This window comes from Cytobacillus sp. QJM3NY_8, from assembly GCF_056173585.1.
The window spans coordinates 722287-746190 of record NZ_CM149681.1 but is presented as its reverse complement, the minus strand read 5'-3'; the positions used below and the strand labels follow the sequence as shown (position 1 = coordinate 746190).

The 23904-nt window shown below is 35.7% G+C and carries 25 protein-coding genes; 7 read left to right on the top strand and 18 right to left on the bottom strand.

Going from position 1 to position 23904, the window contains the following annotated elements; all coding sequences use genetic code 11:
- The first annotated feature begins 143 nt into the window (after positions 1-143).
- Complete coding sequence (locus AC0VZ9_RS04060; RefSeq protein WP_019379499.1) at positions 144-1097, top strand: arsenic resistance protein; 954 nt, start codon at positions 144-146, stop codon at positions 1095-1097.
- 115 nt (positions 1098-1212) lie between these two features.
- Here AC0VZ9_RS04060 and AC0VZ9_RS04055 read toward each other — a convergent pair whose 3' ends face one another.
- Both AC0VZ9_RS04055 and AC0VZ9_RS04050 read right to left on the bottom strand, forming a co-directional pair.
- Positions 1213-1752 (bottom strand): PadR family transcriptional regulator, encoded by a 540-nt coding sequence (locus tag AC0VZ9_RS04055; RefSeq protein WP_009335261.1) that lies wholly within the window; start codon positions 1750-1752, stop codon positions 1213-1215.
- Between the two features lie 135 nt (positions 1753-1887).
- A complete protein-coding gene (locus AC0VZ9_RS04050; protein ID WP_009335262.1) occupies positions 1888-3120 on the bottom strand; it encodes a cytochrome P450 in 1233 nt (410 codons plus the stop codon).
- A 547-nt stretch (positions 3121-3667) separates the two neighbouring features.
- On the opposite strand from AC0VZ9_RS04050, the gene mleCBF reads away from it, so the two are divergent.
- A complete protein-coding gene (gene mleCBF / locus AC0VZ9_RS04045) occupies positions 3668-4510 on the top strand; it encodes a CBF family alpha/beta fold macrolide esterase (protein WP_192908184.1) in 843 nt (280 codons plus the stop codon).
- Between the two features lie 464 nt (positions 4511-4974).
- Here the strand turns inward: mleCBF and AC0VZ9_RS04040 are convergent, their stop codons facing one another.
- Complete coding sequence (locus AC0VZ9_RS04040) at positions 4975-6177, bottom strand: IS110 family RNA-guided transposase (protein ID WP_159871975.1); 1203 nt, start codon at positions 6175-6177, stop codon at positions 4975-4977.
- Positions 6178-6682: 505 nt separating this feature from the next.
- Between AC0VZ9_RS04040 and AC0VZ9_RS04035 the strand changes: the two genes are divergently transcribed.
- The gene (locus tag AC0VZ9_RS04035; RefSeq protein WP_034297819.1) at positions 6683-7921 is read left to right on the top strand and encodes an IS110 family RNA-guided transposase; all 1239 of its coding nucleotides are present in this window, start codon (positions 6683-6685) and stop codon (positions 7919-7921) included.
- A 150-nt stretch (positions 7922-8071) separates the two neighbouring features.
- Here the strand turns inward: AC0VZ9_RS04035 and AC0VZ9_RS04030 are convergent, their stop codons facing one another.
- Positions 8072-8599, bottom strand: coding sequence for a GrpB family protein (locus AC0VZ9_RS04030; protein ID WP_192908177.1), 528 nt, complete (start codon positions 8597-8599; stop codon positions 8072-8074).
- 171 nt (positions 8600-8770) lie between these two features.
- Between AC0VZ9_RS04030 and AC0VZ9_RS04025 the strand changes: the two genes are divergently transcribed.
- Together AC0VZ9_RS04025 and AC0VZ9_RS04020 are read left to right on the top strand one after the other, a co-directional pair.
- Positions 8771-9301, top strand: a complete 531-nt coding sequence (locus AC0VZ9_RS04025) for a helix-turn-helix domain-containing protein (RefSeq protein ID WP_159865371.1) — start codon at positions 8771-8773, stop codon at positions 9299-9301.
- A gap of 57 nt (positions 9302-9358) precedes the next feature.
- Positions 9359-10105, top strand: coding sequence for an alpha/beta fold hydrolase (locus AC0VZ9_RS04020; RefSeq protein ID WP_192908176.1), 747 nt, complete (start codon positions 9359-9361; stop codon positions 10103-10105).
- A 194-nt stretch (positions 10106-10299) separates the two neighbouring features.
- Here AC0VZ9_RS04020 and AC0VZ9_RS04015 read toward each other — a convergent pair whose 3' ends face one another.
- The 3 genes from AC0VZ9_RS04015 to AC0VZ9_RS04005 all read right to left on the bottom strand — a co-directional run bounded on the left by AC0VZ9_RS04015 (position 10300) and on the right by AC0VZ9_RS04005 (position 12377).
- Positions 10300-11181 (bottom strand): TIGR01777 family oxidoreductase, encoded by an 882-nt coding sequence (locus AC0VZ9_RS04015; protein WP_251157617.1) that lies wholly within the window; start codon positions 11179-11181, stop codon positions 10300-10302.
- Between the two features lie 77 nt (positions 11182-11258).
- Positions 11259-11648, bottom strand: coding sequence for a thiol-disulfide oxidoreductase DCC family protein (locus tag AC0VZ9_RS04010; RefSeq protein WP_159865362.1), 390 nt, complete (start codon positions 11646-11648; stop codon positions 11259-11261).
- Between the two features lie 297 nt (positions 11649-11945).
- A complete protein-coding gene (locus AC0VZ9_RS04005) occupies positions 11946-12377 on the bottom strand; it encodes a hypothetical protein (protein ID WP_159865359.1) in 432 nt (143 codons plus the stop codon).
- 295 nt (positions 12378-12672) lie between these two features.
- On the opposite strand from AC0VZ9_RS04005, the gene AC0VZ9_RS04000 reads away from it, so the two are divergent.
- Positions 12673-13587 (top strand): class I SAM-dependent methyltransferase, encoded by a 915-nt coding sequence (locus AC0VZ9_RS04000; RefSeq protein ID WP_192908174.1) that lies wholly within the window; start codon positions 12673-12675, stop codon positions 13585-13587.
- Positions 13588-13740: 153 nt separating this feature from the next.
- Here the strand turns inward: AC0VZ9_RS04000 and AC0VZ9_RS03995 are convergent, their stop codons facing one another.
- The 3 genes from AC0VZ9_RS03995 to AC0VZ9_RS03985 form a co-directional block, all read right to left on the bottom strand.
- Positions 13741-14712: a DUF4179 domain-containing protein gene (locus tag AC0VZ9_RS03995; RefSeq protein WP_159865353.1), complete on the bottom strand. Its 972-nt coding sequence runs from the start codon at positions 14710-14712 to the stop codon at positions 13741-13743.
- Positions 14699-15253 carry a sigma-70 family RNA polymerase sigma factor gene (locus tag AC0VZ9_RS03990; protein ID WP_159865350.1) on the bottom strand — a complete coding sequence of 185 codons (555 nt, stop codon included), beginning with the start codon at positions 15251-15253 and terminating at the stop codon, positions 14699-14701. Before AC0VZ9_RS03990 ends, AC0VZ9_RS03995 begins: the two co-directional genes overlap by 14 nt.
- 577 nt (positions 15254-15830) lie before the next feature.
- Positions 15831-17105 carry an IS110 family RNA-guided transposase gene (locus tag AC0VZ9_RS03985; RefSeq protein WP_009336805.1) on the bottom strand — a complete coding sequence of 425 codons (1275 nt, stop codon included), beginning with the start codon at positions 17103-17105 and terminating at the stop codon, positions 15831-15833.
- 297 nt (positions 17106-17402) lie between these two features.
- Here AC0VZ9_RS03985 and AC0VZ9_RS03980 point away from each other — a divergent pair, with 297 nt between their 5' ends.
- Complete coding sequence (locus AC0VZ9_RS03980; RefSeq protein ID WP_159865344.1) at positions 17403-17747, top strand: hypothetical protein; 345 nt, start codon at positions 17403-17405, stop codon at positions 17745-17747.
- A gap of 335 nt (positions 17748-18082) precedes the next feature.
- On the opposite strand, the gene AC0VZ9_RS03975 is transcribed toward AC0VZ9_RS03980, so the two are convergent.
- From AC0VZ9_RS03975 to AC0VZ9_RS03940, 8 genes are all read right to left on the bottom strand, one after another.
- Positions 18083-18520, bottom strand: coding sequence for a hypothetical protein (locus AC0VZ9_RS03975; protein WP_475397038.1), 438 nt, complete (start codon positions 18518-18520; stop codon positions 18083-18085).
- Positions 18521-18690: 170 nt separating this feature from the next.
- Entirely contained in the window at positions 18691-18996 is a 306-nt protein-coding gene (locus AC0VZ9_RS03970) for a TIGR04104 family putative zinc finger protein (protein ID WP_159865337.1), read from the bottom strand.
- Between the two features lie 538 nt (positions 18997-19534).
- Positions 19535-19831 carry a hypothetical protein gene (locus AC0VZ9_RS03965; RefSeq protein WP_019379509.1) on the bottom strand — a complete coding sequence of 99 codons (297 nt, stop codon included), beginning with the start codon at positions 19829-19831 and terminating at the stop codon, positions 19535-19537.
- Positions 19832-20163: 332 nt separating this feature from the next.
- Complete coding sequence (locus tag AC0VZ9_RS03960) at positions 20164-20895, bottom strand: DUF6060 domain-containing protein (RefSeq protein ID WP_019379510.1); 732 nt, start codon at positions 20893-20895, stop codon at positions 20164-20166.
- A 70-nt stretch (positions 20896-20965) separates the two neighbouring features.
- Positions 20966-21454, bottom strand: a complete 489-nt coding sequence (locus AC0VZ9_RS03955; RefSeq protein ID WP_071157477.1) for a hypothetical protein — start codon at positions 21452-21454, stop codon at positions 20966-20968.
- Between the two features lie 512 nt (positions 21455-21966).
- On the bottom strand, positions 21967-22848 hold the full coding sequence (locus AC0VZ9_RS03950; RefSeq protein ID WP_071157475.1) for a PhzF family phenazine biosynthesis protein: 882 nt from the start codon (positions 22846-22848) through the stop codon (positions 21967-21969).
- 179 nt (positions 22849-23027) lie between these two features.
- Positions 23028-23264 carry a hypothetical protein gene (locus tag AC0VZ9_RS03945; RefSeq protein WP_071157474.1) on the bottom strand — a complete coding sequence of 79 codons (237 nt, stop codon included), beginning with the start codon at positions 23262-23264 and terminating at the stop codon, positions 23028-23030.
- Positions 23265-23401: 137 nt separating this feature from the next.
- Positions 23402-23860 carry a GNAT family N-acetyltransferase gene (locus tag AC0VZ9_RS03940; protein ID WP_071157472.1) on the bottom strand — a complete coding sequence of 153 codons (459 nt, stop codon included), beginning with the start codon at positions 23858-23860 and terminating at the stop codon, positions 23402-23404.
- Positions 23861-23904 lie beyond the last annotated feature (44 nt).

The window sequence follows — 23904 nt, the reverse complement described above, 5'->3', positions numbered from 1 at the left end:
TATTGCCAAAGTAAACAATAGCAAATAAATATGGAGAAATTATGGAGAAATGATTTGCAGCACCCGCTGCTTAAATAAGCAATTCGAATGTAACTATGCTAAAGTTATCTATGCATAGATATTTTCAGAGGCTGTGAGTCAAATTGAACTTAATTGAAAAATTATATACTGTTATAATATTTTTAGCAGTGATTTTTGGTATTAGTATAGGGCAAGCAGAGTTAATAAGGGCTAATGCGGAAAGTTTTATTGTGCCTTTATTAGTAGCAATGCTATATATTACTTTCTTACAAATTCCTATTGAAGATATCAAGATAGCTTTTAAGAACATAAAATTTACATACACTTCAATCCTCATAAACTTTGTCTGGACACCCATCCTGGCATGGCTGCTGGCAATGGTATTTTTAGGCGATAATCCATCACTATATATTGGATTTATTATGCTGATGGTTACACCATGCACTGATTGGTACCTAATCTTTACAGGCATAGCAAAAGGAAATGTTGCCTTATCAACTGCTATCCTGCCTCTAAACTTAATCTTACAGGTCATATTGCTGCCTATCTGCCTTCTGATCTTTGGCGGAACGACAGGAGTAATAGAACTGGGGTTTTTAGTTGAAAGTATTCTGGTTGCATTAATCATACCGTTAGTTCTGGCTGTTTTAACAAAGATACTCTTAAAAAACAAGGATCAGTTAAGAGAAAGCCTTGTATCCAGCCTTAGCGTGCTGCCAATTATTTTTCTAAACTTTGCCATCGTGGCAATGTTTGCGTCACAGGGACAATTATTGCTTAACCATTTAGATTTACTGTGGAAAATAACAATACCTATTCTTTTATTTTTTATGATTAATCTTTTTGTCAGTCAAAAAGCTGGACAGCTTATGAGATTCCCGAACTCCGACAGAGCCAGTTTAAGCTTGACCACTTTAGCCAGAAATTCCCCGATTGCTTTAGCCATTGCTATGACTGCATTTCCAGACCAGCCTTTGATTGCGTTGACCTTAGTAGTAGGCCCTCTGCTGGAATTGCCTATCCTGGCAGTCATCACCCAGATTTTATTATTTATCACTAAAGAGAAAAGAACATAAAAATGAAAGCACATATCCTTTTTATTTATGAATATGTGCTTTCTTAACTTGTCTCAATAGCACAAAAAAGGTTGTTAATCTAACATTCATGTGAATACATTAGTTATAACACCCCTCATATCTTCCCTTCTCTAATCTGCCCAATCAGCTTATCCAGCCAATAAATAGAGTGCTCTGCTTTGGTCGACACATACCCGCCAAGAAACTCGATCAGTTTCTCATTATCTTTGTCTTTTTCAATCAGCTGTTCAAAACTTTTATAATACTCCCACTTAGCCTTGGAGCTCTTTAATTTCTCTTCAAGGATAGCGACTGCTTTATCTTGATCTACATATTTGATGTTGGCTAAACCCACCAACATTTCACCGATCGAATCGGCCGTTTCAAACAATTTGTAGATTTTTTTCGGCAGCTCTTCCCGGCCTTTAGCTGTGATTTCAAATATTTGTTTATCCGGCCGATGTTCTTCTTTAATTATTTCGACTGTTGCAATTAAGCCCTGTTTCGCTAATGAATCGAAATGGTAGTACAGCTTGCTTTCTGTCAATCCAGCTAGCTGATCAAATGGAATAGGCTCTGAAAGCTGCTTTTTTATTTTATAAGGATAATTCTTACCCTCCATCAGTTTGGTTAATATAAATATTTGAATGGTCATTCTTTATGCTCCTTCAAGAGAATTACCCTTATTTTAGCAAAATGAAGCTGGTATTTCAGCCTCATCCTTTACCTCTCCAATATTAAAACTCCCTTAAAGCAGTCAGTGTACCTGCTTTAAGGGAGCCTTTATTCCTTACTTATACACGTTCATCGGCAGATTCGTTAAAGACTGGCCAGTGGCTGATGCCGTTAAATTCTTTTCTAATTCAAACCCTTCCACTGGTTCGATGCTGGAGAACTTCTTCACGAAGGTCTCCAGTGCTATTTTCATTTCCAGGCGTGCCAGAGGTGCACCCAAACAGAAATGCGGGCCATTTCCGAATGTTAGATGCTTTTTATTGTTAGGACGATGTATGTTTATAGAAAAAGGATCATCAAACATCCGATGGTCCATATTGCATGCACTCATCCAGGCAATAACGACATCCCCTTCTTTTAACTCAACGCCCAATAAATTGTTATCCTTTTTCACAGTTCGGTCTCTTCTCGACATATGAAAACGATAGCGGAGCATTTCTTCAACTGCATTTGGCACTAATTCCAGGTCATTACGCAGTTCTCCATATAAAGACTCATCATCATAAAGCAATGAATAAAACGTATTGGCAATCGCATGACTGGTTGTTTCCACTCCTGCGCCTAAAAGCAGCATGGTCACCTGCACAATTTCATTATCGGTAAACTTTTCACCATCTACTTCAGCTTGAATTAAATCAGAGATAATATCATCCGAAAGGTTCGACCGCTTTTGAACAACAATCGGATAGAGATATTGGAAATATTCTTTCGCAGCATTCTGTTTTTGAAGCTCTATGTCTTCCAGTCTCTCTTTATCGTAAGGCTGGAAAAGGATATCCACCCATTCTTTGAATTGAGCTCTGTCCTGTATCGGCACGCCGAATAAATCTGCAATAACCATACTTGGCAGCGGGGCTGCTAAAGCCTCAACAATATTAATTTCATTATTATCCTGGATGTTTTCTACCAGCTCCTCGGCAATCTGCTTGATGCGCGGCTCCCAATTCTTTAAACTGCGGGGAGTAAAAGCTGCTGCTAACAAGGAACGCCCTTTCCGATGATCCGGCGGATCTACAAGTGTAAGATTTGTTAAAGGCGACGCTTTCTCATGCTTGTCATTTGCCCCAACAAATATCGTTGTTCTCGGTCCGGCACTTGAAAAAAATTCATAGTTGCCCAGCACCTGTTTCACACCCTCATAGGTAAACACATTCCATGTATTCGTTTGTTCATGATAATACACGGGATGATGGTGAAGCATGTCCTTATACCACTCAATAGGAAAAAACTCTTCTGCACGTGACTTAAAATTAGTAATCTCATTTACGGGAATGACTTCTTTCAACATACTATTTCTTTTCCTCCTTTAAGATGATGGGGATTCACTGGGCTGCACCCAAATAAGATTTAATAATCTACTAAGGTAAATGTACCTTCCGTTATTACATTACTCTAAACAAAGTAGTTTAAAAAGAGTAATTTCGGCTAAAGATTTCCATTTTTTTATTTGAGGGGAATTTTATATATAGTCCATGTAACCTACATATAGGGAGAGGTTTTTTCAGAAAACATGCGTATAAGCAGCCTCCCTATGCTGTTTATACGAAGTCTGCAACTCATAGATAGGTACCTTTTTAATTCACTGCCTAAATATAGTATGACAAGTGGCATATCCAGAAAAAAACACATGGGAATTTTGGTTTTTTAGTGATTAGTCATATGTTAAGGAATAAATATAGAGATGAGTCCCTTGTTAAATAAGATTTAAAAGGAGGCCACGTCATGATTATCAAGGGGATTCGGCACAGATAATTAACAGGGGCAGGGCAACCATGCTCCGGAAAGAATTTGATCTGCGACATAGTAACGATGATTAGATAATACGGAGGTAAAAAATGACTGAACGAATTCTGAAAATAAATAATGTGGATATATGTACAGAAAGCTTTGGAAATGCTAAGGATCCAGCTATCCTTTTGATTATGGGCGCAATGACTTCACTGGACTGGTGGGATGAGGAATTCTGTCTCCGCCTTGCTGATAAGGGTAGATTTGTGATTCGATACGATCATCGGGATCTGGGACGATCGACCACTTATGAACCTGGTACTTCAAATTATACAATAACGGACTTGGCTGACGATGCGGCCGGTGTACTGGATGCTTATCATATAGAACAGGCACATATCGTTGGCATGTCCATGGGCGGCCTAACTGGCCAGATACTTGCCTTAAGATATCCGGACCGTGTACTGACGCTTACGCTGATTGCATCAAGTGTGTTCGGGACTGAGATGGAAAAGCTGCCTCCAATGGATCAGAACATACTGGATTACCACGCGAAGAGTGCTTCTATCAATTGGTCGGATCGGGATGCTGCAATTGCTTTTCTTGCGGGCGGCTGGAAAACTTTAGCCGGCTCCAAACCTTTCGAGCAGGAAAGAATATATAAACTTGCTTCAAGGGAAGCAGACCGCGCCAAACATCTGCCGAGCAGATTTAACCATGCCATGCTGCAAGGTGGAGACGTATATTTCGATAGAATGGATGAGATCAGTGTACCGGTGCTCATTATTCATGGCACAGAAGACCCAGCTCTCCCATACGAGCACGGGCTTGCTCTTAAGAAAGCCATCCCTCATTCTGAATTAGTGACACTTGATGGAACTGGGCATGAGATTCATAGTGAAGACTGGAATCAGATTATAGATTCTGTTATAAAGCTTAGTGCGAGATAAGAAGAATAAGTGGAAAGAAAATACACCTTCACGCAAGAAGTCTTGGTTTAGTTGTATTGAATTGTTTGAATTGTTTTTTTAAAGGAAAGTTCAAAGCCCAATTTCTTAATGTTATGAGCGGGAAATTGGGCTGCTTTTACTTCAGAATTACGGCATTAAAATAAAACAGCCATTGTGATAAGTGCATTTGTTTAAAAATTTTAGATTACACTATATCAGAAAAGGGCTAAAGCCTATCCAGCAATTTTCCTCCTTTCACAAAGAAAAAACGCATTTCTTATTTCAAAAAGCGCCCGATTGTTAAAGTTCTTAATTACTATGTCTTATTGAACTAAACCAGCTAATAGGAGTCAAGAACTTCTTATTAAAAATTTTTTTCTTCCGTGTTATACTTTGGAAGGCACGCCAAATAACCCTCCAAATACCTTTTGGAAGGTTTTTCATTAGCTGCTTTTTCTTGTTGATTAAGCCATATCTAGGAACTGCTCATTCCTTTTTAGGATTGCATAAATCCAGTGTAAAAGCTTGTTTACACAAGCTATCATCGCTACTTTTGAAGGCTTTCCTTCATTTCGTTTCCGATCATAATACTCTTTTAGCTTCTTGTTCCTCGAGCTTCTTATACCGCATAATACGGCCATATATAAAGCGTGCCGTAATCGGCTTGAACCTCGTTTGGTAATATGATTTATCGTAGCTGTGAACTTACCTGATGAATGGACACTTGGATCAATTCCTGCGTAAGCCACAAGTTTTTTAGGGTGATTAAACCGGTCAATTTCCCCGATTTCAGAAATAATCGTTGCCGCGATTTTTTCTCCTATACCGGGAATTGATTGGATTATCTTACATTCTTCAATTTCTTCTGCCAGGACATCTATCTGCCTCTCCAAGCTTGATAGGTGTTCTTGGTATTGAAGAAGCATATTGATATACATATCCAAACTGAACAACTGGCTTTCATAAACACCTTGTTGGAATGGATTCCGCTTAGCTGAAGCCATTAATTTGTGTGCCTTCTCCCTCATCCAACTTGGGGATCGTTTAATACGCATTTCCTTAATTCGTGCCAAAATCTTTGCTTCTCCTGCCATCAGTACATCTTCGGATGTTGGAAACTCCTTTAATATTTTAAGAGAAACTTTCGAAAATAAATCCCCGAAGACTCCCCTGTATTCAGGAAATATCTGATCAAGAAGAGTATGAAACTGAAGTTTTGCCTGGATGTAAAGGTTCGTAACGGTTTCGTATTGCCTTGACAATGTTCTCAGGTTTAGAAGTCTCAGTCCTCTTTTCTTATATGGCTCAAATTCTTCCTTGTAGTAAAGAACACAAAGGTGATATGCATCAACTGCATCAGTCTTTACCTTTCTAAGGCTTGTTTTCTTAGCTTGATAAGAAATGATGGGATTTACCAAGATGTATAGATACTGACTTCCCTCAAGACATTGAATAATCGGTGTATGGTAATGTCCTGTAGATTCAAGAATAACTGCTGGCCTAACCCCAGTATGTCCCTCTATCTCTCTCAAAAAAGAAATAAGCGAATCTAAATCCTCCTTGGTATGCTTTACACTGAAACTTTTCCCGAACGGCTTGTCTTTATCTAAAAAGGCTTGAACCTCACTTTCTCCTTTGGCTACATCTAGGCCAATGACTGGATTCATTAATATCTCTCCCTTAGTTTTACTCACCAGTAACCCCTATACCTTCCTGTAGTTCCATAGCTTCGCTTGTTATACGAGATCATTTGTCCCAACCAGCCTCAAACATCATTCTACAAGTAGGGGGCGAACAGTTTAGTTGACGAGATCTACCTCCCACGCACCCGTACGTTCTACCCTGGCTACTGAAATAATAGGTCCTATAAAAAAAAGAGCAACCAGTAAAAACTGGTTAACTCTATAATACGAAAGCACCCGTTCGTAATATAAGGTTAGCCAGATATTTCTGGTTGACCTTTTTATTTATGGTCTTAATATTACGGTAGTCGGGGTAGAACGTCGCACCCGTGGGTTAAATCCCGTCAACTAAACTGTTCACCCCCTACTTGTATAAACATGTTTCAGGCTGGTTGGGACAACGATCCCGTTTAACAAGCGAACCTATGACATTACAAGAAGCCTTAGGGGATACCGACAATTGTTGTTTTACAAAGGAGGAGATATGATTATGAATCCAGTCATTGGTCTGGATGTTTCAAAAGGTGAAAGTCAGGTTCAAGCATTTTTAGACAAAGGCAAACCGTATCGTAAGAGCTTTAGTATCAAACACAATACTGATGGTTTAGGTAGTTTATTAGAGTTCCTTCATGAAGTAGAGAGTTCAGCTGGTGGTCATCAGCCAACGGTGGTTTTAGAATCAACAGGACATTACCATTTTCCTGTAATTCAATTTCTTGAGGAGCAATGTTTTGTTTATATTGTTGTCAATCCTCTTATCTCCCATCGAGCCAAAAGTTCGAGTTTAAGGAAGGTAAAAACAGATACAATTGATTCTTTTCACCTTTGCGAACTGTTTTATAAAGAAGAATTAGAGCCTTATAAAAAAAGAGGAATTCAACTATTAAATCTTCGTAATCTAACAAGACAACAAGAAAGTATTGCCGAAGTATCAGCACAGACTAAAATACAGCTGCATACCCTTTTGGATCAGGTATTTCCTGAATATAGAGGAGTTTTTGGAAGTTTATATTCCAAAGTCTCATTGCTTACATTATTAGAATTTCCTACTTCAGAAGTAGTGTTAAGTGTGAGTGAAAGAGAAATAACAGAGAAAATAGCTTCGCTATGTATGAGTCGTTCAGATGCATGGGCAAACGAAAAGGCCAAAAAATTAAGGGAAGCAGCCCTTCGTAATCCGTTTCAAAGCAACCTCTACCAGAGTAATATTTTTAATCTAGAGTTATTAGTCAAGATCGTTCTTCAATACCAAGAGCATCTATCTAAGATTGCAGGTGAAATAGATGCCCTCGCTAAAGAAATTGAAGAATATCATATACTGCAGTCTATCCCTGGAATTGGAGAGAAAATCGCCGCCACGATTATTTCCGAGATTGGTGAGATAGATCGGTTCAATGATGCCAAAAAGCTCGTTGCATTCGCTGGAGTAGATCCTAGTGTTTTCTCTTCTGGTAAGTTTACCGCATCTGTAAATCGAATTACCAAACGAGGTTCTAGTAGACTTCGACATGCCTTGTATATGGCAGTTCAAAGTGGTATTCGTGATGCTCGTAAAAAGAAAACGACTGATAAAATCATCGCACGCAATAAAAGATTAAGAGAGTTTTACGATAAAAAACGTGAAGAAGGAAAACCCTTCAAAGTAGCAGTTATTGCATGTGTTAATAAGCTCTTACATTGGATTTTTGCCTTATTAAAAAGCAGAACTATTTTCCAAGATACAGTTTAAAAACTATATCTAACTAAATACAACAAAACCTTCCAAATTAAACATAGAGGAAGGTTATTTGGCATGAACATTTTTAGTATATCATGACGTTATTATTCTTTTTATTGAAAAATGTTGACAAACTATTAGCTGGTTTAGTTGAACAAGGACTTAAATTCTTTTCCCGTAAATTTCTCTTACGAATTGTTCCTTATAGTCAGTATATTCATCAATTCCACCATTTTTTTCTTCTAGAAATTTCTTTTTCAGATTTCTGTATTGGGCCCGTACTGTTTCGTTTGCATTTAAGTAATCCCTAAAAAAGATTAAGTTGTTCCAAAGTTCTTTATTATAGTCAACTAAATGAATAAAGTGGGTCTTTTCTTCGTAGGTTTCATCAGTAAACTTTGCAAGCACGATTTCGTCAGGACGTTGAACCCGAAGTCTTAAAAACCCAACCTCCTTTAGCCCTTGAAAAATTACCTTATCAACATTTTCAATATCATCTACACCCACAACTAAATCCAATATGGGTTTGGCAACCATATCCTTAATAGCTGTGCTTCCAATATGTTCAATTCGATTTTCCTGAATAGGGGTTGAATTTAGAATATCCTGTTTCACCTTATAAAACTCTTTCTGCCATTCAACGCTATGTTCTTCTAACCTTACTTCATCTCGTTTTAGTCCCAACTTCATTATAACCACCTCATTCTCGGGATAATGTAAATGATTCGGTCCTGGTCCCAGAAATCCTTCCTTAACTAACCTGCCCCGTTTGTTAAAAATGCAAAAAGATGTCTTAGCCTTTACATTTTGTAACAAAACCATTATCGTTTTATATAATGATAATGGTTAGAGGTGATAATAATGAAAAATAAAGCAGATATATTACTGCACCCTGTTCGAATGCGTATCGTACAAGCCTTGTTAGAAGAAAAATTGACAGTATATCAACTAGTTAAAAAACTAGGAAATGTGCCACAAGCTACCATGTACCGTCAACTAAGTACTTTAGTTGATGCCGGTCTGGTTCAGGTCAGTGAGGAAAGACTTGTAAGGGGAACACCGGAGAAGATTTACAGTGTGGTTGACGAACATCTCCAGCTTTCTCCTCAAGATATTGCCGCCTATTCACAAGATGAACACCTTCGTTTTTTTATGGTTTATAACACCCACCTTTTAATGGAAATGCAGCAGTACCTTTTGAGTCGTGATGTTGAGAACTATATAGAGGATGGGTTTAGATATGGAATTACCCCTCTTCACTTATCTGAAGAGGAGATGATAGAATTTTTTGATCGTTACCGTGTTTTAATTGGAGAATTTGTTAGTAAGAAACCTTCGCCTGACAGGAAATTGATCAAATTAGCAACCACCTTCATCCCAACTGGTGATTAAATTAACTTTAAGGGAAGCAGATTTATAAATTAACATTACTTATTATAGGAGGAAATTATGGATACTAAAGTAAGCGGTCAATGGATAAATATTGATGGAGCCGAATTATATTATGAATACCTTGGTGAGCAGAACGATGGCCCAACTATAGTGTTTATGTCCGGATATGGCTGGCCATTGGAGAATTGGCAACCGATTAGAGAAGATGTTTCAACATTTGCGAAGATATTTATGTATGACAGAGAAAGTGTAGGCAATAGTAGCCAGGGGAACAACTCCAAACATAGTTTACAAATCGTTGAGCACCTTAGAACACTGCTTCAAAAAGCCAATATTAAGCCCCCATTTATATTAGTGGGGCACTCTTTTGGGGGAGTAAACGCTAGATTATATACGAATATGTATCCAAAAGAGATAGCCGGAGTAATCCTATTGGAGTCTTGCCACGAAGACCAGAATAAAGTAATGGCTCCTTTATTATCAAAAGAGGCTCAGGAAGGATATTTTGCTCAATTCCACGTAGAAGGTATAGAAGGCAGCCTTACTGAATTTGAAGAAAGTCTAGAACAAGTTCGGGGAGCAGACATTGGGAATACTCCTCTTATGGTAATGACTGGCTGCACCCAACCTATTCACACAACAGACTCAATGGCCGTATGGATGAATTTTCAAAAGGAACTAGCAACTTTGTCAACAAAATCCAAACATATAATCATTAAAGAGGCGGGACATGCTATTCACATTGATAAACCAGAAGCTGTTATTGAAGCAATTAGGGAAATGGTCGAGATGGTAAGTAAGTAAGTATTTTGCATTTTGTAATTTCCACTGACACGGCAGGATGGGAAATATATTAGTATAAGTTTGAATCTTTTATTTAACTATCCTGCCCCTTTTGTTGCATAAGAAAAAGCTGCCTGATTCGCAGCTGATCTTGGACGAAAGCACCCTTTACTTTAAGTGTAACTCTTCACAATCTTTATCTATAGAACATTTCATTACTTTAGAATGTCTTGCAATGTCTTATCAAGTGTCTTAAAAGTAAACGTGTAACCTTCACGTTCTAACCGGTCTGGGAGAACCCACCGACTTTTTAACACCAATTCCGTTTCTGTTTTAATTAGCAATGAGCCAATCTCCAACATCCATTTGGGTGAAGGTAAACCGAATGGAACATTCAGCGTTTTTCTTAGTTCTTTCATTAATTCACGATTACTAACAGGTTGTGGTGAAGAGCAATTAAAAACACCACTTAGCTCTTCTTTATCTTTCAAAAAGAGAACGATTTGAAACAAATCGTCGATATGTATCCAACTAAACTTTTGGTTTCCCGTTCCCTGAATCCCTCCAAGTCCAAACTTCACTAAATTTCGATAAGGTGTCATAACTCCACCATCCTTACCTAATACAATAGCTATGCGTAAGGCGATTTGCCTTGTTTTTGGTAAGTCAAAGGAAAAGAAGGTTTTCTCCCAGTTTGTTGCAACATTAACCGAGAATCCTGAACCAATTTCTCCTTTTTCTTCAGTCATTGGACGGTCTTCTGCGTGCCGATAAATAGTTGCCGTACTGGAATTCATCCAAATGGCAGGTGGATTAGTACACGCCTGTATAGCTTCTCCAAGTATTTTAGTTGTCCTTATCCTTGAATTCATAATTTCATTCTTATTTGCTTCATTGTATCGACAATTCACAGATTTCCCCGCAAGATTGATTAGTAGTTCAGTATCTTCCAATGCCTCTTTAATACTCAATTTATCTTCCCAAGAAATATGTTGCTTTTGCCTTGATATGATATGTACCTCATATCCTAATTCCTTAAATTTGTTCTTAAAAGATTCACCAATAAAGCCTGTTCCACCTGCTAAAACTACTTTCATAAAAAAACTCCAATCTGTTTTATAAATCGGCTTCTTACTAGCCTCCCATAGTTATACTCAAGCAATTTCTTCAAATATTATAAGAACCGTTTTCTTTCTTCGGGGGAAGGTAACATACAGCTTTCTTTTTTGCCAAACCATTTATATCTATTTTTAGCTATAAGCCCATAAAAGAAGTCTCTGATGGGTTTTGGGATAACTAACAGGACATAAGGTATCTTCCATGCTCCTTTCAAGTTTTTGCAAACTCGAAGGGCTGCCGATGATTTAAAGTAGCAATTGTTATCTTCTATAAGAACAAAACTATCTATATCCTCTGGAGCATTATGCTTATTCAATAATTCTTTTCCTAAATAACTTTGTAACGAAGCAAATTTAAAGTGTCCTTTTGGGTCTCTTTTGATGATAAATTGAACGCTTTGGTCACAAAAATTACACTCTCCATCAAATAAAATAATTCTTTCCATTCCAATCCCACCTTTCTTTTAGTATAACGTTTATTATTTCTATATTGTTTTACAATTTTAGTTATTCAACTAAACTGCCACGTTTCTACATTAAGAAAATTCAAGATCAAAAGGAATCAATCGTTCTTAGGTTAATGCCCACGTTCCCAGTTGAAGCACCTTGAAATCAAATATCACAATTCTCTAAATCAATTTCATACTCTTTAGGAATATAGTTTAACAATTTTATTGTGCTATTGATTCTAATATCGTTAGTAATTACGGTGTATCCAACTTTATGTATATCAATTAACGTTGCTACCTTATCCCAATTAAGATTAAGGAACTCAGTTGGATGGTCCCAATGCACATTTGGATATAAGTCTTTATAAAGGATGTTTTCACCTTGGAACATAAACGAACCAAAACTATTATAAGCAACCACTCACAATATTTGGTTATTAGTTTAAATTGAGCTTTAGAATCTACTTTAAGAATCACCCATTTACTATTTTTATTAATAAGATAATCGATTTGAAGCTGTTTCATCTTTCCTGTTTCTTCATCATCAATAAAAAACGTTGGTAAAACAAAGAATAAAGGAAACTTGAAAGTACCTTTTATAAAGTTATAGGTAAACCCTTCAAAATCTCTTAACATAACACCAATACTCAAAACTGCGAAATCTTTCTCTCTAAACTTAATTGAGTTAATTATGCTTTTATGACTATTTTGAATGAATACCGACATTTACATCACTTCCTACCATTACGTTAATCACTCTTACTATTGCTATCATCTATTGAATTATCCTGCCCCTTTTTCAAATAAGAATAAGCTGCCTGGTTCGGCAGCCGGATCTTAAAGTTATGCACCCTATTGTTTAGGAGCATTCACAAATTTTGTTTTATTTCAGGATACAGCACAGTCAAATGATTTGACAAAAAATCCTATTTATGCTATAATTTACAAGTTACAAACCTCTGTGTATAATAAGATTCTCCTGGCCGGGGAATCTTATTTTCGTTTAAGAGGAGGCAATTGAATGAAGCCCAATGAATCCAGTTTAACGTCCTTAATATCAGCGTTTGGTCGAGCATACCACAGTCAATATGACACACCTAAAATTTTTGATGATTATGTTGCACAAGAACTAATTTCCAAAAAAGAGATTTCAGAAATCAGTGAGAATATGATTAATGGTATACAATTTTTTAACGAAGGTATTGCTCAAACGTTGCAAGGTAAATCGGAAGAAGTCTTAAAATGGATTACACAAGTCCAGCTTTCTCCTACACCTCTAGCTCGTGCAGCGTATTGCGAAAAAGTATTATTAAATGAAATAATGTTAGGATTAAAACAGTACGTAATACTTGGAGCCGGCTTAGATACTTTTTGTTTCAGACATCCTGGATTAGAAAAAATATTAGAGATATTTGAAATTGACCATCCATCTACACAGGAATTTAAAAAGAAAAGGCTTGATAATGCCAACCTTATAACCCCGGGGAATCTACATTTTGTTTCAATGGACTTTACCAAAAAGTTCTCCTTTCAAAAACTTATAGATGAAGGCTTTGAAAACAAAAAGACTTTCTTTAGCCTTTTGGGTGTGTCTTATTATTTGACTAAAGAAGAAAATTCACGTTTAATAAGTAGTCTATTTGCTAAAGCCCCAATAGGAAGTTCTATCGTTTTTGACTATGCGGATGAAAACCTCTTTGAAGAAAAAGGAATCTCTAATAGAGTCGAAAATATGGTGAAAATGGCTTCGGCAAGTGGAGAACCAATGAAATCCTGTTTCACTTATAATGAGATCGAGAATATGTTAGAAAAATCAGGGTTACTGATTTATGAACATTTGTCACCAGTTCAGATAAATGACCGTTTCTTTAGTAATCGGACGGATTATTTGACTGCATTCGAAACAATTCACTATATCCACGCTGTAAAAAAATAATATTCTTATTTGCCGCTCAACACGATTGATGATTGAGCGGTTTTTAATTTCTCTAAAAAGGAATCCCAGTTAATATGTCCTATTAAACAAACCTGCCCCGTTTGTTTAAGAAAAAGCCGCCGATTGGCAGCTGATTTTTAACTTTCATTCCTACTATTTTATTGGAACTGCTTCTTTAATTAGTTCGTTATCATTCGAATCATAAGCCATCAGGAAGTATTCCCCACTGTTCAATGTAATTCCATTAAACCTAGCATAGGACATAACCCCTGGACTATTTGAATTAAAAGCCGAGCTAAACTCCCCAATTGTTCCCTCTTGTGTTTGGATTTTAAAACGTATATCTTCACTGCTGCTTTGGGACAAATTATAATAAACTGTTGTTGACATTGGTGTTGTGACTACTTTTTGGAGAGTAACAATTTCCCCATTATTCAGCGTTAATTGCGTATTCATATCGAACACTTTTTTCTCTTTCATTAACCGTGATTGGCTGACTCCAATTTTAAAGACCCAAGGTTGATCAATAATTGTACGATCCCATCTGTCGTAAATAATTTCAATATCAACTTCCTCTGTTTTAATTTCCTGGCTTAATTCTATATCGTTAAATATGGTAAACATATTATTACTTAATTCAATTGTTTCTCCACCAGTTGTAAGTGAAGTATCTTGCCCATTTATCTTTACTCTGGGTGTAATAGCAGTTTGGTAATCCACATCAACATTTTTTGTTGGCTGGAAGGTAGAACTTACATATATACGTTGATCGTCAACAATTACTTCATTTAATGTTAATTTACCAAGCCCATTTTCTGCAGTACTCCCTATGTTTGTTTTATATGAGGAATAATCAAGATTTTCGTTAATATTTATATATTTTTCTATCTTTTCTCCAATAAAGGGCATATCTGCAACAGTCTCTTTATCGATTATTAAAACAGCACTCATGATAATAGCAGCCACACCCACGCTTATAGTTACCCATTTTTTTCGAGTTCCACCTAAAGAGATGTCCTTTTTAACTCTCTTCAAAATTCGTTTCTTTTCCAATTTTGAAAGTTCAATTTCTTCAAATTCATCCAAATTGATTTCTACATCGTTAAGCTTGTTATAAATAGTCATTTTTTTTCACCTCATTTCTCATTAATATACTTCTTAATTTTTTTCTACCCCTGGAGAGCTTATTATGCACCCAGGATTCTTTTGTATTAAACTGCTTTGCAATTTCCCTTGAAGGAAACCCTTCTATATAATATTTTTCAAATATTGACCGTTCTAATTCAGGAAGTTCATCTAATAAATTTTCCGTATCAACTTTGTTTTTATCGGAAACGAGTTGTCCCAAATTTCCCTCCGACAATTCAGCTTTACTCAAATATTGCTTTTCCTGTTCTGATTTCCTCAGATAATCAATTGCTTTGTACTTTGCAATAGCTGCAATCCAATTTTTAAATTCGTTTCTTGAAGGGTCGAATGAATCAATATGGTACCAGATTGATACCAGAACATCTGCCATACATTCCTCAGTATCTTGACGATTTTTCTGAAGATATTTTTGAATTATTGCATTTAGCAATCCGCCATACTTATCAAGTATATTAGAAATGCCTTTTTCATTTTTTAACTTTATTTGTTCAACAAGAAATTGTTCTTCAAGACTCAACTTTAACCCCCCTTGTCACTTTTTTGTATTCATATATTAAATACGTAATTTGACTAAAAATCCTATCACCCAAAAAAAATAAACCGATAGAAAATTCTATCGGCAAATCATAAGCATAAAATTCCATTAAATAGTTCGACTCTTTTTGAACAAATACCTTCTTCAACTCCCTCAGTTTAATACGGTTTACTCACGAATGCTCGCTTATTCGCAGGATTTCATCCTCCATGGATATATATTTCTAAATTGAAAAGAGTAGATTCTGGACAAATGGCTACATGAAGACATAGTTAAATAGAGGAGTAGGATTATACTCCAAATTCTACCATATGATGTACTTCTCCACGCCAGCCCTTGGAGGCTTTCCCTCCCATGTCTCAACGGGTCAATTGCCCTCTCATTCCTTCGTCATGCCTATCCAAGGGGTGGAGGCCAGTTATGCTAACCTGATGGGTCAGTGCCCTTTTGTTGAACAAACCTGGTACTCCGTACATATTTGAAATCCTGCGAATAAGCCAACACTCGATCTTTAAAAATATAAGGGGTAATGATTCTCTTCGAGAAAAAGTGAATTGGACTACGCTGCCAACTCAGTTAACGGCTGGACCTTCTTGGCACAATAAGCTTCGTTTTTTCGCGCTATCCCTACAAAGATCCTAGCTAACTTCCCGATCAGCTTCATTATAGATTTCATTTTTTTCATTTTCTTGAGCTTAACATTATTCGAGTGGAGGGCTTTAAATTCCGGGTTGTTCATTACCAGACTCATAGTAGCTAAATAGAGGAAACGTCTTAACCTTGATCTTCCACGCTTTGAAATGATAATTTGCCCTTTCCACTTCCCTGAACTGGCTTCGGCTAGATGGAGTCCTGCATGGCGAAGTAAAGAGTTGCCGTGTGAAAAACCACTTAAATCTCCTGCTTCCCCTAAAATACCAGCTAACGAAATTTCACTAATTCCCTTAATCATAAGTAACTTATTCGCGAAAGGAATTTTAGGTAGTTCATCCTTGATTGCCAGCTCAACTCTTTCAAGTTGTTGAATCGCAAGGTCATACTCTTCGAGTAATTGTTCAAGATGAAATTTATAAGCTTCTAATGCTTGCCTTGTACCAACTGATTTCCTGGCTACATTGAGGAGTAAATAGGCTTTCTTTAATCCAGGCTGTCGCTTCATCAATAACTTCCACCCGGCCACGATCTCTTCAGGCTTCATGGAACCCAGTTCCATCGGAGATGGGAAAAGCCGAAGTGTTGCGATGGCCCCTTTAGCAGTGATGTCTTTAAATACTTGTCTAAGCTCGGGGAAGACAATATCCACCCAGCGATTCAATTGATTAATCGAGCTTACAAGCCTCTTAACAATGACATCCCGATTCGACATAAGTACCCTGAGCTTTTCAAACGACTCAGAAGTATCTCTTACAAAGGAATAGTAACCGTTCTTCACCATATCTGCTATTACAAGAGCGTCTTTTTTATCACTCTTTGATTGGGTATTATCACGGTTTTCTTTATTTCTTTTCACCAAATGAGGGTTAACTGTCACTACCTCAATATCTTGTTTCATCAGCCATTTAGAAAGATTAATCCAATAATGACCGGTAGGTTCCATACCAACTATGGCAGCCTCAAGTTTATGTAAACTTTTAATGCTATTAATCCAGATTAACAGGGACGAAAATCCCTCTTCGTTGTTTGGAAAAGTGATTGGATCTCCTACTACAATCCCACGGAAATTCACTGCTCTGGCTACGTGAAATTGTTGAGCAATATCCACACCAACCACAAGATGTTTTTCAGTAATTCTTTCTATTAGTTGATTTTGTTTGTCCTGCATTTTAAACTTCATAGTAAGGGTTCCTCCTAAGTTTGAGTTAGAGTCGTGTCTTACTCATATCTTACTGAGGAGCCCTATTTTTTTCAAAGCTCAAAAATAACGATCTACAGGAATGCTAACCTGCCCCTTTTGTAAAATAAGAAACAGGATTAGAACCCATAAGTTTCTAAAATCACTTCCCTAACGTGTAATGCCTTTTCCTTTTGTAAATTTCTTAAGCTAAATCAGATTAATTTCATTAAATTCTAATTCAATTTTAATACAATTCTCATTTTTACTGGTTATCATCGAATATGAAGGGGGATTTATATGGAGTTTACTTTAAAGGAACAAATCAGGTGTATTAATGAGATTGATAAAAACGAAAAAACTATATTCTTAATTAAAGCAATTGAAAGCTTTCTGAACATAAGTTTAGTTGTAGAAAAAGTTATAAATAAGTACACGACACAGAGGGAAGATATAAATAATTACTTAAGAAGTATAGGCTTGGAAATTATAGATGAATTCAGAAACCACGATAATTACATATTTTTTGAAAAAAACTTAAAAAAGTATTGTGGTTTTCAAGAAGATGATGAAGCATCTTCCGATATTATTTTTGAATGTTGTAGTGATGAAACGGTAGATATATTAAAGCTAAAAAGGAATTAATAGATGCTGCCAACTCCCTTAATGAGCAAAAACAAAATGAAAAAGAATAAATATTGGATTTAGGTGTATCAATTTTAAAGTAAAAATCCACCCTGTTGATGTTAGGGCTTAGATTATTTTTATGAATAAAAAATAAACATCGGAGAAGAAACGGGGTACTTGCTTTCTATAGAAGCTCCTGATAGGTTCTTAAAGAGTGGTTTTTGATGCAGTCCCTTATTCAATAAACCTGCCCCTGTTAGTCCAATAAGAAAAAGGCTGCCTTTTTGCAGCCTTTATTTTAATAAGTTGAACATGGTCGAATATAAGTTAAGTGCTACCAATAAGTCAACACCCTATTCCACTTCTTCCTTATTTAAATGCTCATAATCTAATAATTCCACTTTGAAACCATGACTACATCCAATTTTGGGGCTATCGCAGGATGGAGATACTCTTACTTTAACCAAGTCATGTGCATAGTTGCCAGGTGCATTTTTTTCGTCAGGAACGTGAATACTTATGGAAATATCATAAGAATGATTATTGTTATAAACAATACCAACAATCCTTTGTGACTGCCAACCAAAGGTAGCAGCATCATTACCTGGATACTCTTGCATCACTCTTTTATCAATGACTGGAAATATAATATCCCGAATAATATCTTCTGGTGTAACATACCAATCTTCTGCATATGGTTTAATTTCCTTTGGCTCTGGAGATTTGGCATTAACCAAGTTATCTGTGGCAAACATTAATAAAATAGTAAAAGGAACAATTGTTTTCTTCACGATGCTCACTCCCATAAAATATCTACAGTTATATTTCGCATCTTCAATTAATTTTATCCACAACAACCAACCCGCATTTCCAAGCCAAGGTGTTTCACTAAATGCCCTGTTAGTTTATAAAGAAAAAACTGCTCGATTAGCAGTTAATTTTGACAAAAGTACCCTTTAGCTTACGGTGAACCCTTCGCAACTTTCTTATATTTTACTAAAAAAGGCGAGAACAAAGAACCAATAATCGCAGTGGCGATACATATAACAATTGTAGTAAAAACATTACTGAAAGGAGATGCAAACAAACCATATATCCACATTGGTATTATTGTAAAAGAGACGCAAATAAACCTAGAAGGAAATGCTATCTTATATTCTGTGCCGCATCTGTCGCAGTTTATTGTGCTGTAAAACCAATTAGCTCTAAAAATTTTAATCCACTTAAATGGATTGTTGCAAGTATCGCATTTTTGTATTGTAATCACCCCTATATTTCTTTTTAAAAATATATATTCTCAAGTCTTATTCCAATGTCCTACCTTATTTCACTAACCTGCCCCTGTAGTTCAACAAAAAAATAGCCGCCTAGTTCGGCAGCAGTCCTTGTACATAGGGCATTCCATAGCTCAATAAAATCTCAGATTAACTTTGGTGAAGTAGATATTGGTGATTTTTGTTTTTGCCATTCGGTCGGTCCCTCATTAGGTTCAATATATTTCGAAAAATAGTCTCCACTTTGTTTATCAAAAATAATGATGTTACTATCATTTGGGGAAATTAATTCATACCGAAATTGTTCTTTCTGTGATGTTTTAAATTGATTGGATTGTATAGATTGTAAAATAAACCAAGAACCTACAAGAATACATAATCCTAAGAAGATAATAGAATAAGACATAAGATTTTTATTCCTATGCTGCCCCTTTAAAAAAATAATAAATTCATTATAACATTTTACTTTTATTCTTCTTGCACTAAACTGCCCCGTTTATTGAATAAGGGATTCAATCAAAAAATAAATAATTAATCGTCTTTTTTGTGTTTATCTGGTGGTTTTAAAAATACATCTTCTCCTGGATCATATCCTTCTGGGTCCCAATAATCCTCTAAGTATTTCTCTTTTTCAAAAATACTTCTTAAAAAGGTAATTGCTTCTCGCCAAGTTGAGAAAAGGTGAAATGAATATGGAGGTTCACCTATGTCATTCCAAACTGCCCAAGTTCTATTTGGCAGCTCAGTGACACTCCATTGAGCATCTTCAGGAATATGGAAGACAAAATATGTATATTCACAAGCTGATTTCCAATCAGGAAAGCCCATTTCAGAAGCAATCTCTTCATATTTTAAAGAATAACTTTCTAAAAATTGTGCCCCACTCCTTTATTAAAATACCTGATTGTTTTATAACCTGCCATTAATTAATTTGCTAATATAAGAATCCTCCACTAATAAATATGCAATGTTATAACAAGTTCTTATTCGACAAAACTGCCCCGTTAGTTAAGTAAGAATAGGCCACCATTGTGCAGCTTGATGTTAAAGTAATGCCTACATTTACCTTTTGTATAACATCCTCTATTGGAACTAGCTGTTTTTTCGAATTATTTAAACACAAAAGGGTGTCCTTATCAAGACACCCTTTTGTTCAGCTATTAATAATGTACAAAGTAGTAATAACCATCTGCTTCACCAGATGAGGTTTTTCTCGGAGAATAAGCATAAGCTGATTTACTAGATAGTAAACCATCCCAATTTGAATATCTTTTTAAAGTTCCAGAAGTTTTCTTTAAGTATGGCTTGAATCCAATATAGCCAGAGTCACCTTTTGATAGTGTGAAAGAATATGTGCTAGAGTCAGATGCGCTACTAGTCCATGAAAAGCCTGCATTAGCCTTAATCGCATCTTTTTCTGCTGTTAGAGAAACACTATACGTAGCGGATACTGTTACACTAACTGCTTTATCAATTCTACAAGTAGATGTAGTACAACCGATGTCTGCAGTTACCTTTTTAGTACCACCAGTCACATTGGTAGTTGAAGAAGGAGTGTATCTGTAGTATTCGTAATAATCCCTTAAGATTGATACATCACCATCACCAGTTGCATCCTCATCAGTAAACATACCCTCAGTGTCAACTTCTTCAGAATTTTCAATCTCATTTACATATTCTTCTTTTGAAACTGGAACTAATTGTCCATCTACTTCCTTAAGAGGTGTTACATACTTTCCTAGAGATTCATCATAAATGGCATTTCTCTTCTCGATTTTTACAGGTTTATTAGCATCCTTCGACCCTGCAGCGAATGTAGATCCTCCAAATCCCCCTAAAAAAACAACACTCAAACTTAAGACAGCAAAAACATTTTTAATACTTCTTCTCATACTTTTCCTCCTTTACCAGAATTATCTAAATTATCCAATTTTGTTAAAATTTGGTAAAGGGTCTTTGGGCCTATTTAGTTGGTTGGATATAAAAATAAATTCCTGTTTTGTTGTCAATTGTGGGACTTACTTCGCCAGTTTTTGTTTTAACGACAGGAGCTTCTGCTTCACTTACTCCGGTATAAATTGTAAAAGTTTTTCCTGACTGTGTTTCTGTTCCCCAACTTATTTGAGAAGAATATTGTTTGACCTCATCATTCTTAACAAGTACATCTTGATCAGGATCATACCAGGCATATTGCCCTTCATTTTCACTTATGCTTGATACACCTACGCCTAAGCCTTCCTCTAATTGTTTCTTATAAATAATAAATGTTTCTCCGTTTTCACTAACTTTCCCAATAATGTCTTCTTTTTTAATCTTTTCTTCTTTAATGCCATAATCAATTGTTTCTTCTTTGGTTTCAAACCATTTCGTTTCAGTAGATTCATCACTTGCTAATGCAGAACATCCTGTTAGTGCAAGCAGGGCTATTGCAAAAGGCAATATTACTTTCATTTAAAATCCCCCTTTAAGAAAAGATGTAATATCTCCATGATACATTTCTGACGATATAAATTACAATATTTAGAAATTTTTTATAAAATATCGAAGTATCCTTTTCGAATTGTACTTCTTATTAGTTAAAGTTGATACGATTATTTCCCCATTTTACGAGTTGCTGTTGCCCAGGCCAAACCCTTCTGCCACAACCAACCATATAATTTCTTTTTAGTATGACCTTCCTATCCCCTCCTCGCTTCTGAATTTTTTACACTTTATAGGGATCTTACCTATGGTAAACATAATAAGTAATGTAAAAAAGCCACTTATAAACAAATTAACAATATTTACGCCTTACGATTAATTAGACGATTAAGACGATAGAAGGTATCATCATTGCACCAAACCTGTAAAATTTAAATTTTTCCCTCCTTAAACAAACCTGCCCCTTTTGTATAATAAGAAAAGACCACCAAATTTGGCAGCCGTATCTTAAATTAATGCACTCGTTGTTGAAGGAGGAAAAATTATAGAAACCATTCACCCTGGGCAATTTTTTCTACTTTTCCACCTACATATATAATGATTTCCCCGTTATCTTCACTTGCTTTCAAAAACAATAAGGATGGTCTTTTTATTTCATATCCTTGTTCTACGCGAATATTTATTTCACTTTTTTCAAAATATCGATATTTAACTAAGTAAGAAGCTAAACATCCATTAGAACTTCCAGTAGCAGCATCTTCAGGAACACCATAATAATCTGCAAAGTCTCGAACATTTAAATCATTTTCGGAATTATACGCTTCAGGAGAAAACACCATAATGGCTTTTGCATTAGTATCTTCAATTAATTCAAAGTATTTTTCTTTATTTACGCTTACTTTTTTAACTGCTTCTAAAGATGTTAAAGGCACAACAATCACTGGAAGTCCAGTTGAAACCTCTTGGATAGGAAATCTATTATCTATGAATTCTTTATCTATACTTAATACATCAGAAACCTTATTTGCATCTAAAATCCGACCAAAAGTTGGTTTGTTTTGTTTCATCCATAGTATTTCTTCTTGATTATCAAACGAGACGGGAATCTGTCCGCCTTTAAAATTTAATATAAGTTTATCGGAGGGGTCGGTTAATACTTCGCTTTGAATGATATATGCGGTTCCTAAAGTTGGATGCCCAGCAAAAGGGACTTCTTCGTTAGGCGTAAAGATACGAACGTCGTAGCCGCCAGCTTTTTCTTTGTCAGATAAAATAAAAGTAGTCTCTGAAAAATTAATTTCCTTAGCTATTTGTTGCATCTCATCATCGGGAATGTTTCCAGCATTTTTAAAAACAGCAAGTTGATTCCCTGTATATTTTCCTTGTGAAAAAACATCAACAATGGAATAATTTATTTTCCCCATCATTTCTCTCCTTTTTAGCATTTGTAATATTTTATATAAGGTACTATATATCGCATTTAAATTTAAGGGAAAAACATTACGATAACCGCAATAGCCTGCCCCGTTTGTTAAACAAGAAAAAACCCAATTGTAATGGCGCCGGTTTCTTCACAATTGCATCGTTAGCTAAATAAGTAAATTTATGTTTTTCTTATTTTTTCTAAGACTGTCAAGAGTATATAAATAACTAAAATTGAAATAAGCACTATAAAAAAGCAATTGGTTATTAAATCAAAATCCAACTCATTTATTGTATTAATAACTTCACCCTTTTCCCCTATTCGTTGAACTTTCCAGCCATTATAATCAAGAGTAAAGAACGAAATTATTAAACCTAAAATTAAGCCACTAATAAGCGAAACCCAACCTTTTTTCATAATAAAACTTTGCCCCCCTTTATAATTTATTTCACCATAATAATCCAATGCCTTATTGAATAAACCTGCCCCTTTTGTTCAATGGCCACCTGGTTTGGCAGCTGGATCATATAACGCACCATTTTTTTAATAACACTTCACATATTAAATAGGCTTAAATAATGTGTTGAATTCGGATAAATATTTTCCTTTGAAAATCCAAGAGAGGTATAAAATTTATCTCCTTGTTCTGTATCTGTATGAAGTACTAAAACCTTATAAAAGTGTTTTGCATCGTTAATTATTTGTGTTAACAAAAGTCTTCCAAGACCCATCCTTCGATAATCATTAGAAACATAGAACCTTCTTAACCGTCCTACTTTTTCATCATTTGAAAATGGATCTATATTAAGCCCTCCAATAGCAATTAGAACACCTTCTTTGTTAAACAAACCATATAAAGATTCCCCAGGCTTATTAAATTTATTAGTGCCATTTTCAAAATCTTTAACTAATCTTTCAAGAAACCGAAAACCCTCTTCTTTGCTTTCATTAACTAAATGGGCTAAATCAATATAAAACAGACTTTTTAATTGCTTCACTTTAAACTCTTCCATATCTTCCTCCGAAAAAAGCTTTATTTGATTTAAGAGCTTTCTCG

Excerpts from the sequence above, each read along its gene's own strand:
- AC0VZ9_RS04055 (WP_009335261.1), bottom strand. The coding sequence starts at position 1,752 with ATGACCATTCAAATATTTATATTAACCAAACTGATGGAGGGTAAGAAT.
- AC0VZ9_RS04050 (WP_009335262.1), bottom strand. The coding sequence starts at position 3,120 with ATGTTGAAAGAAGTCATTCCCGTAAATGAGATTACTAATTTTAAGTCA.
- mleCBF (WP_192908184.1), top strand. The coding sequence starts at position 3,668 with ATGACTGAACGAATTCTGAAAATAAATAATGTGGATATATGTACAGAA.
- AC0VZ9_RS04040 (WP_159871975.1), bottom strand. The coding sequence starts at position 6,177 with ATGAATCCAGTCATTGGCCTAGATGTAGCCAAAGGAGAAAGTGAGGTT.
- AC0VZ9_RS04035 (WP_034297819.1), top strand. The coding sequence starts at position 6,683 with ATGAATCCAGTCATTGGTCTGGATGTTTCAAAAGGTGAAAGTCAGGTT.
- AC0VZ9_RS04030 (WP_192908177.1), bottom strand. The coding sequence starts at position 8,599 with ATGAAGTTGGGACTAAAACGAGATGAAGTAAGGTTAGAAGAACATAGC.
- AC0VZ9_RS04025 (WP_159865371.1), top strand. The coding sequence starts at position 8,771 with ATGAAAAATAAAGCAGATATATTACTGCACCCTGTTCGAATGCGTATC.
- AC0VZ9_RS04020 (WP_192908176.1), top strand. The coding sequence starts at position 9,359 with ATGGATACTAAAGTAAGCGGTCAATGGATAAATATTGATGGAGCCGAA.
- AC0VZ9_RS04015 (WP_251157617.1), bottom strand. The coding sequence starts at position 11,181 with ATGAAAGTAGTTTTAGCAGGTGGAACAGGCTTTATTGGTGAATCTTTT.
- AC0VZ9_RS04010 (WP_159865362.1), bottom strand. The coding sequence starts at position 11,648 with ATGGAAAGAATTATTTTATTTGATGGAGAGTGTAATTTTTGTGACCAA.
- AC0VZ9_RS04005 (WP_159865359.1), bottom strand. The coding sequence starts at position 12,377 with ATGTCGGTATTCATTCAAAATAGTCATAAAAGCATAATTAACTCAATT.
- AC0VZ9_RS04000 (WP_192908174.1), top strand. The coding sequence starts at position 12,673 with ATGAAGCCCAATGAATCCAGTTTAACGTCCTTAATATCAGCGTTTGGT.
- AC0VZ9_RS03995 (WP_159865353.1), bottom strand. The coding sequence starts at position 14,712 with ATGACTATTTATAACAAGCTTAACGATGTAGAAATCAATTTGGATGAA.
- AC0VZ9_RS03985 (WP_009336805.1), bottom strand. The coding sequence starts at position 17,105 with ATGAAGTTTAAAATGCAGGACAAACAAAATCAACTAATAGAAAGAATT.
- AC0VZ9_RS03980 (WP_159865344.1), top strand. The coding sequence starts at position 17,403 with ATGGAGTTTACTTTAAAGGAACAAATCAGGTGTATTAATGAGATTGAT.
- AC0VZ9_RS03965 (WP_019379509.1), bottom strand. The coding sequence starts at position 19,831 with ATGGGCTTTCCTGATTGGAAATCAGCTTGTGAATATACATATTTTGTC.
- AC0VZ9_RS03960 (WP_019379510.1), bottom strand. The coding sequence starts at position 20,895 with ATGAGAAGAAGTATTAAAAATGTTTTTGCTGTCTTAAGTTTGAGTGTT.
- AC0VZ9_RS03955 (WP_071157477.1), bottom strand. The coding sequence starts at position 21,454 with ATGAAAGTAATATTGCCTTTTGCAATAGCCCTGCTTGCACTAACAGGA.
- AC0VZ9_RS03950 (WP_071157475.1), bottom strand. The coding sequence starts at position 22,848 with ATGGGGAAAATAAATTATTCCATTGTTGATGTTTTTTCACAAGGAAAA.
- AC0VZ9_RS03945 (WP_071157474.1), bottom strand. The coding sequence starts at position 23,264 with ATGAAAAAAGGTTGGGTTTCGCTTATTAGTGGCTTAATTTTAGGTTTA.
- AC0VZ9_RS03940 (WP_071157472.1), bottom strand. The coding sequence starts at position 23,860 with ATGGAAGAGTTTAAAGTGAAGCAATTAAAAAGTCTGTTTTATATTGAT.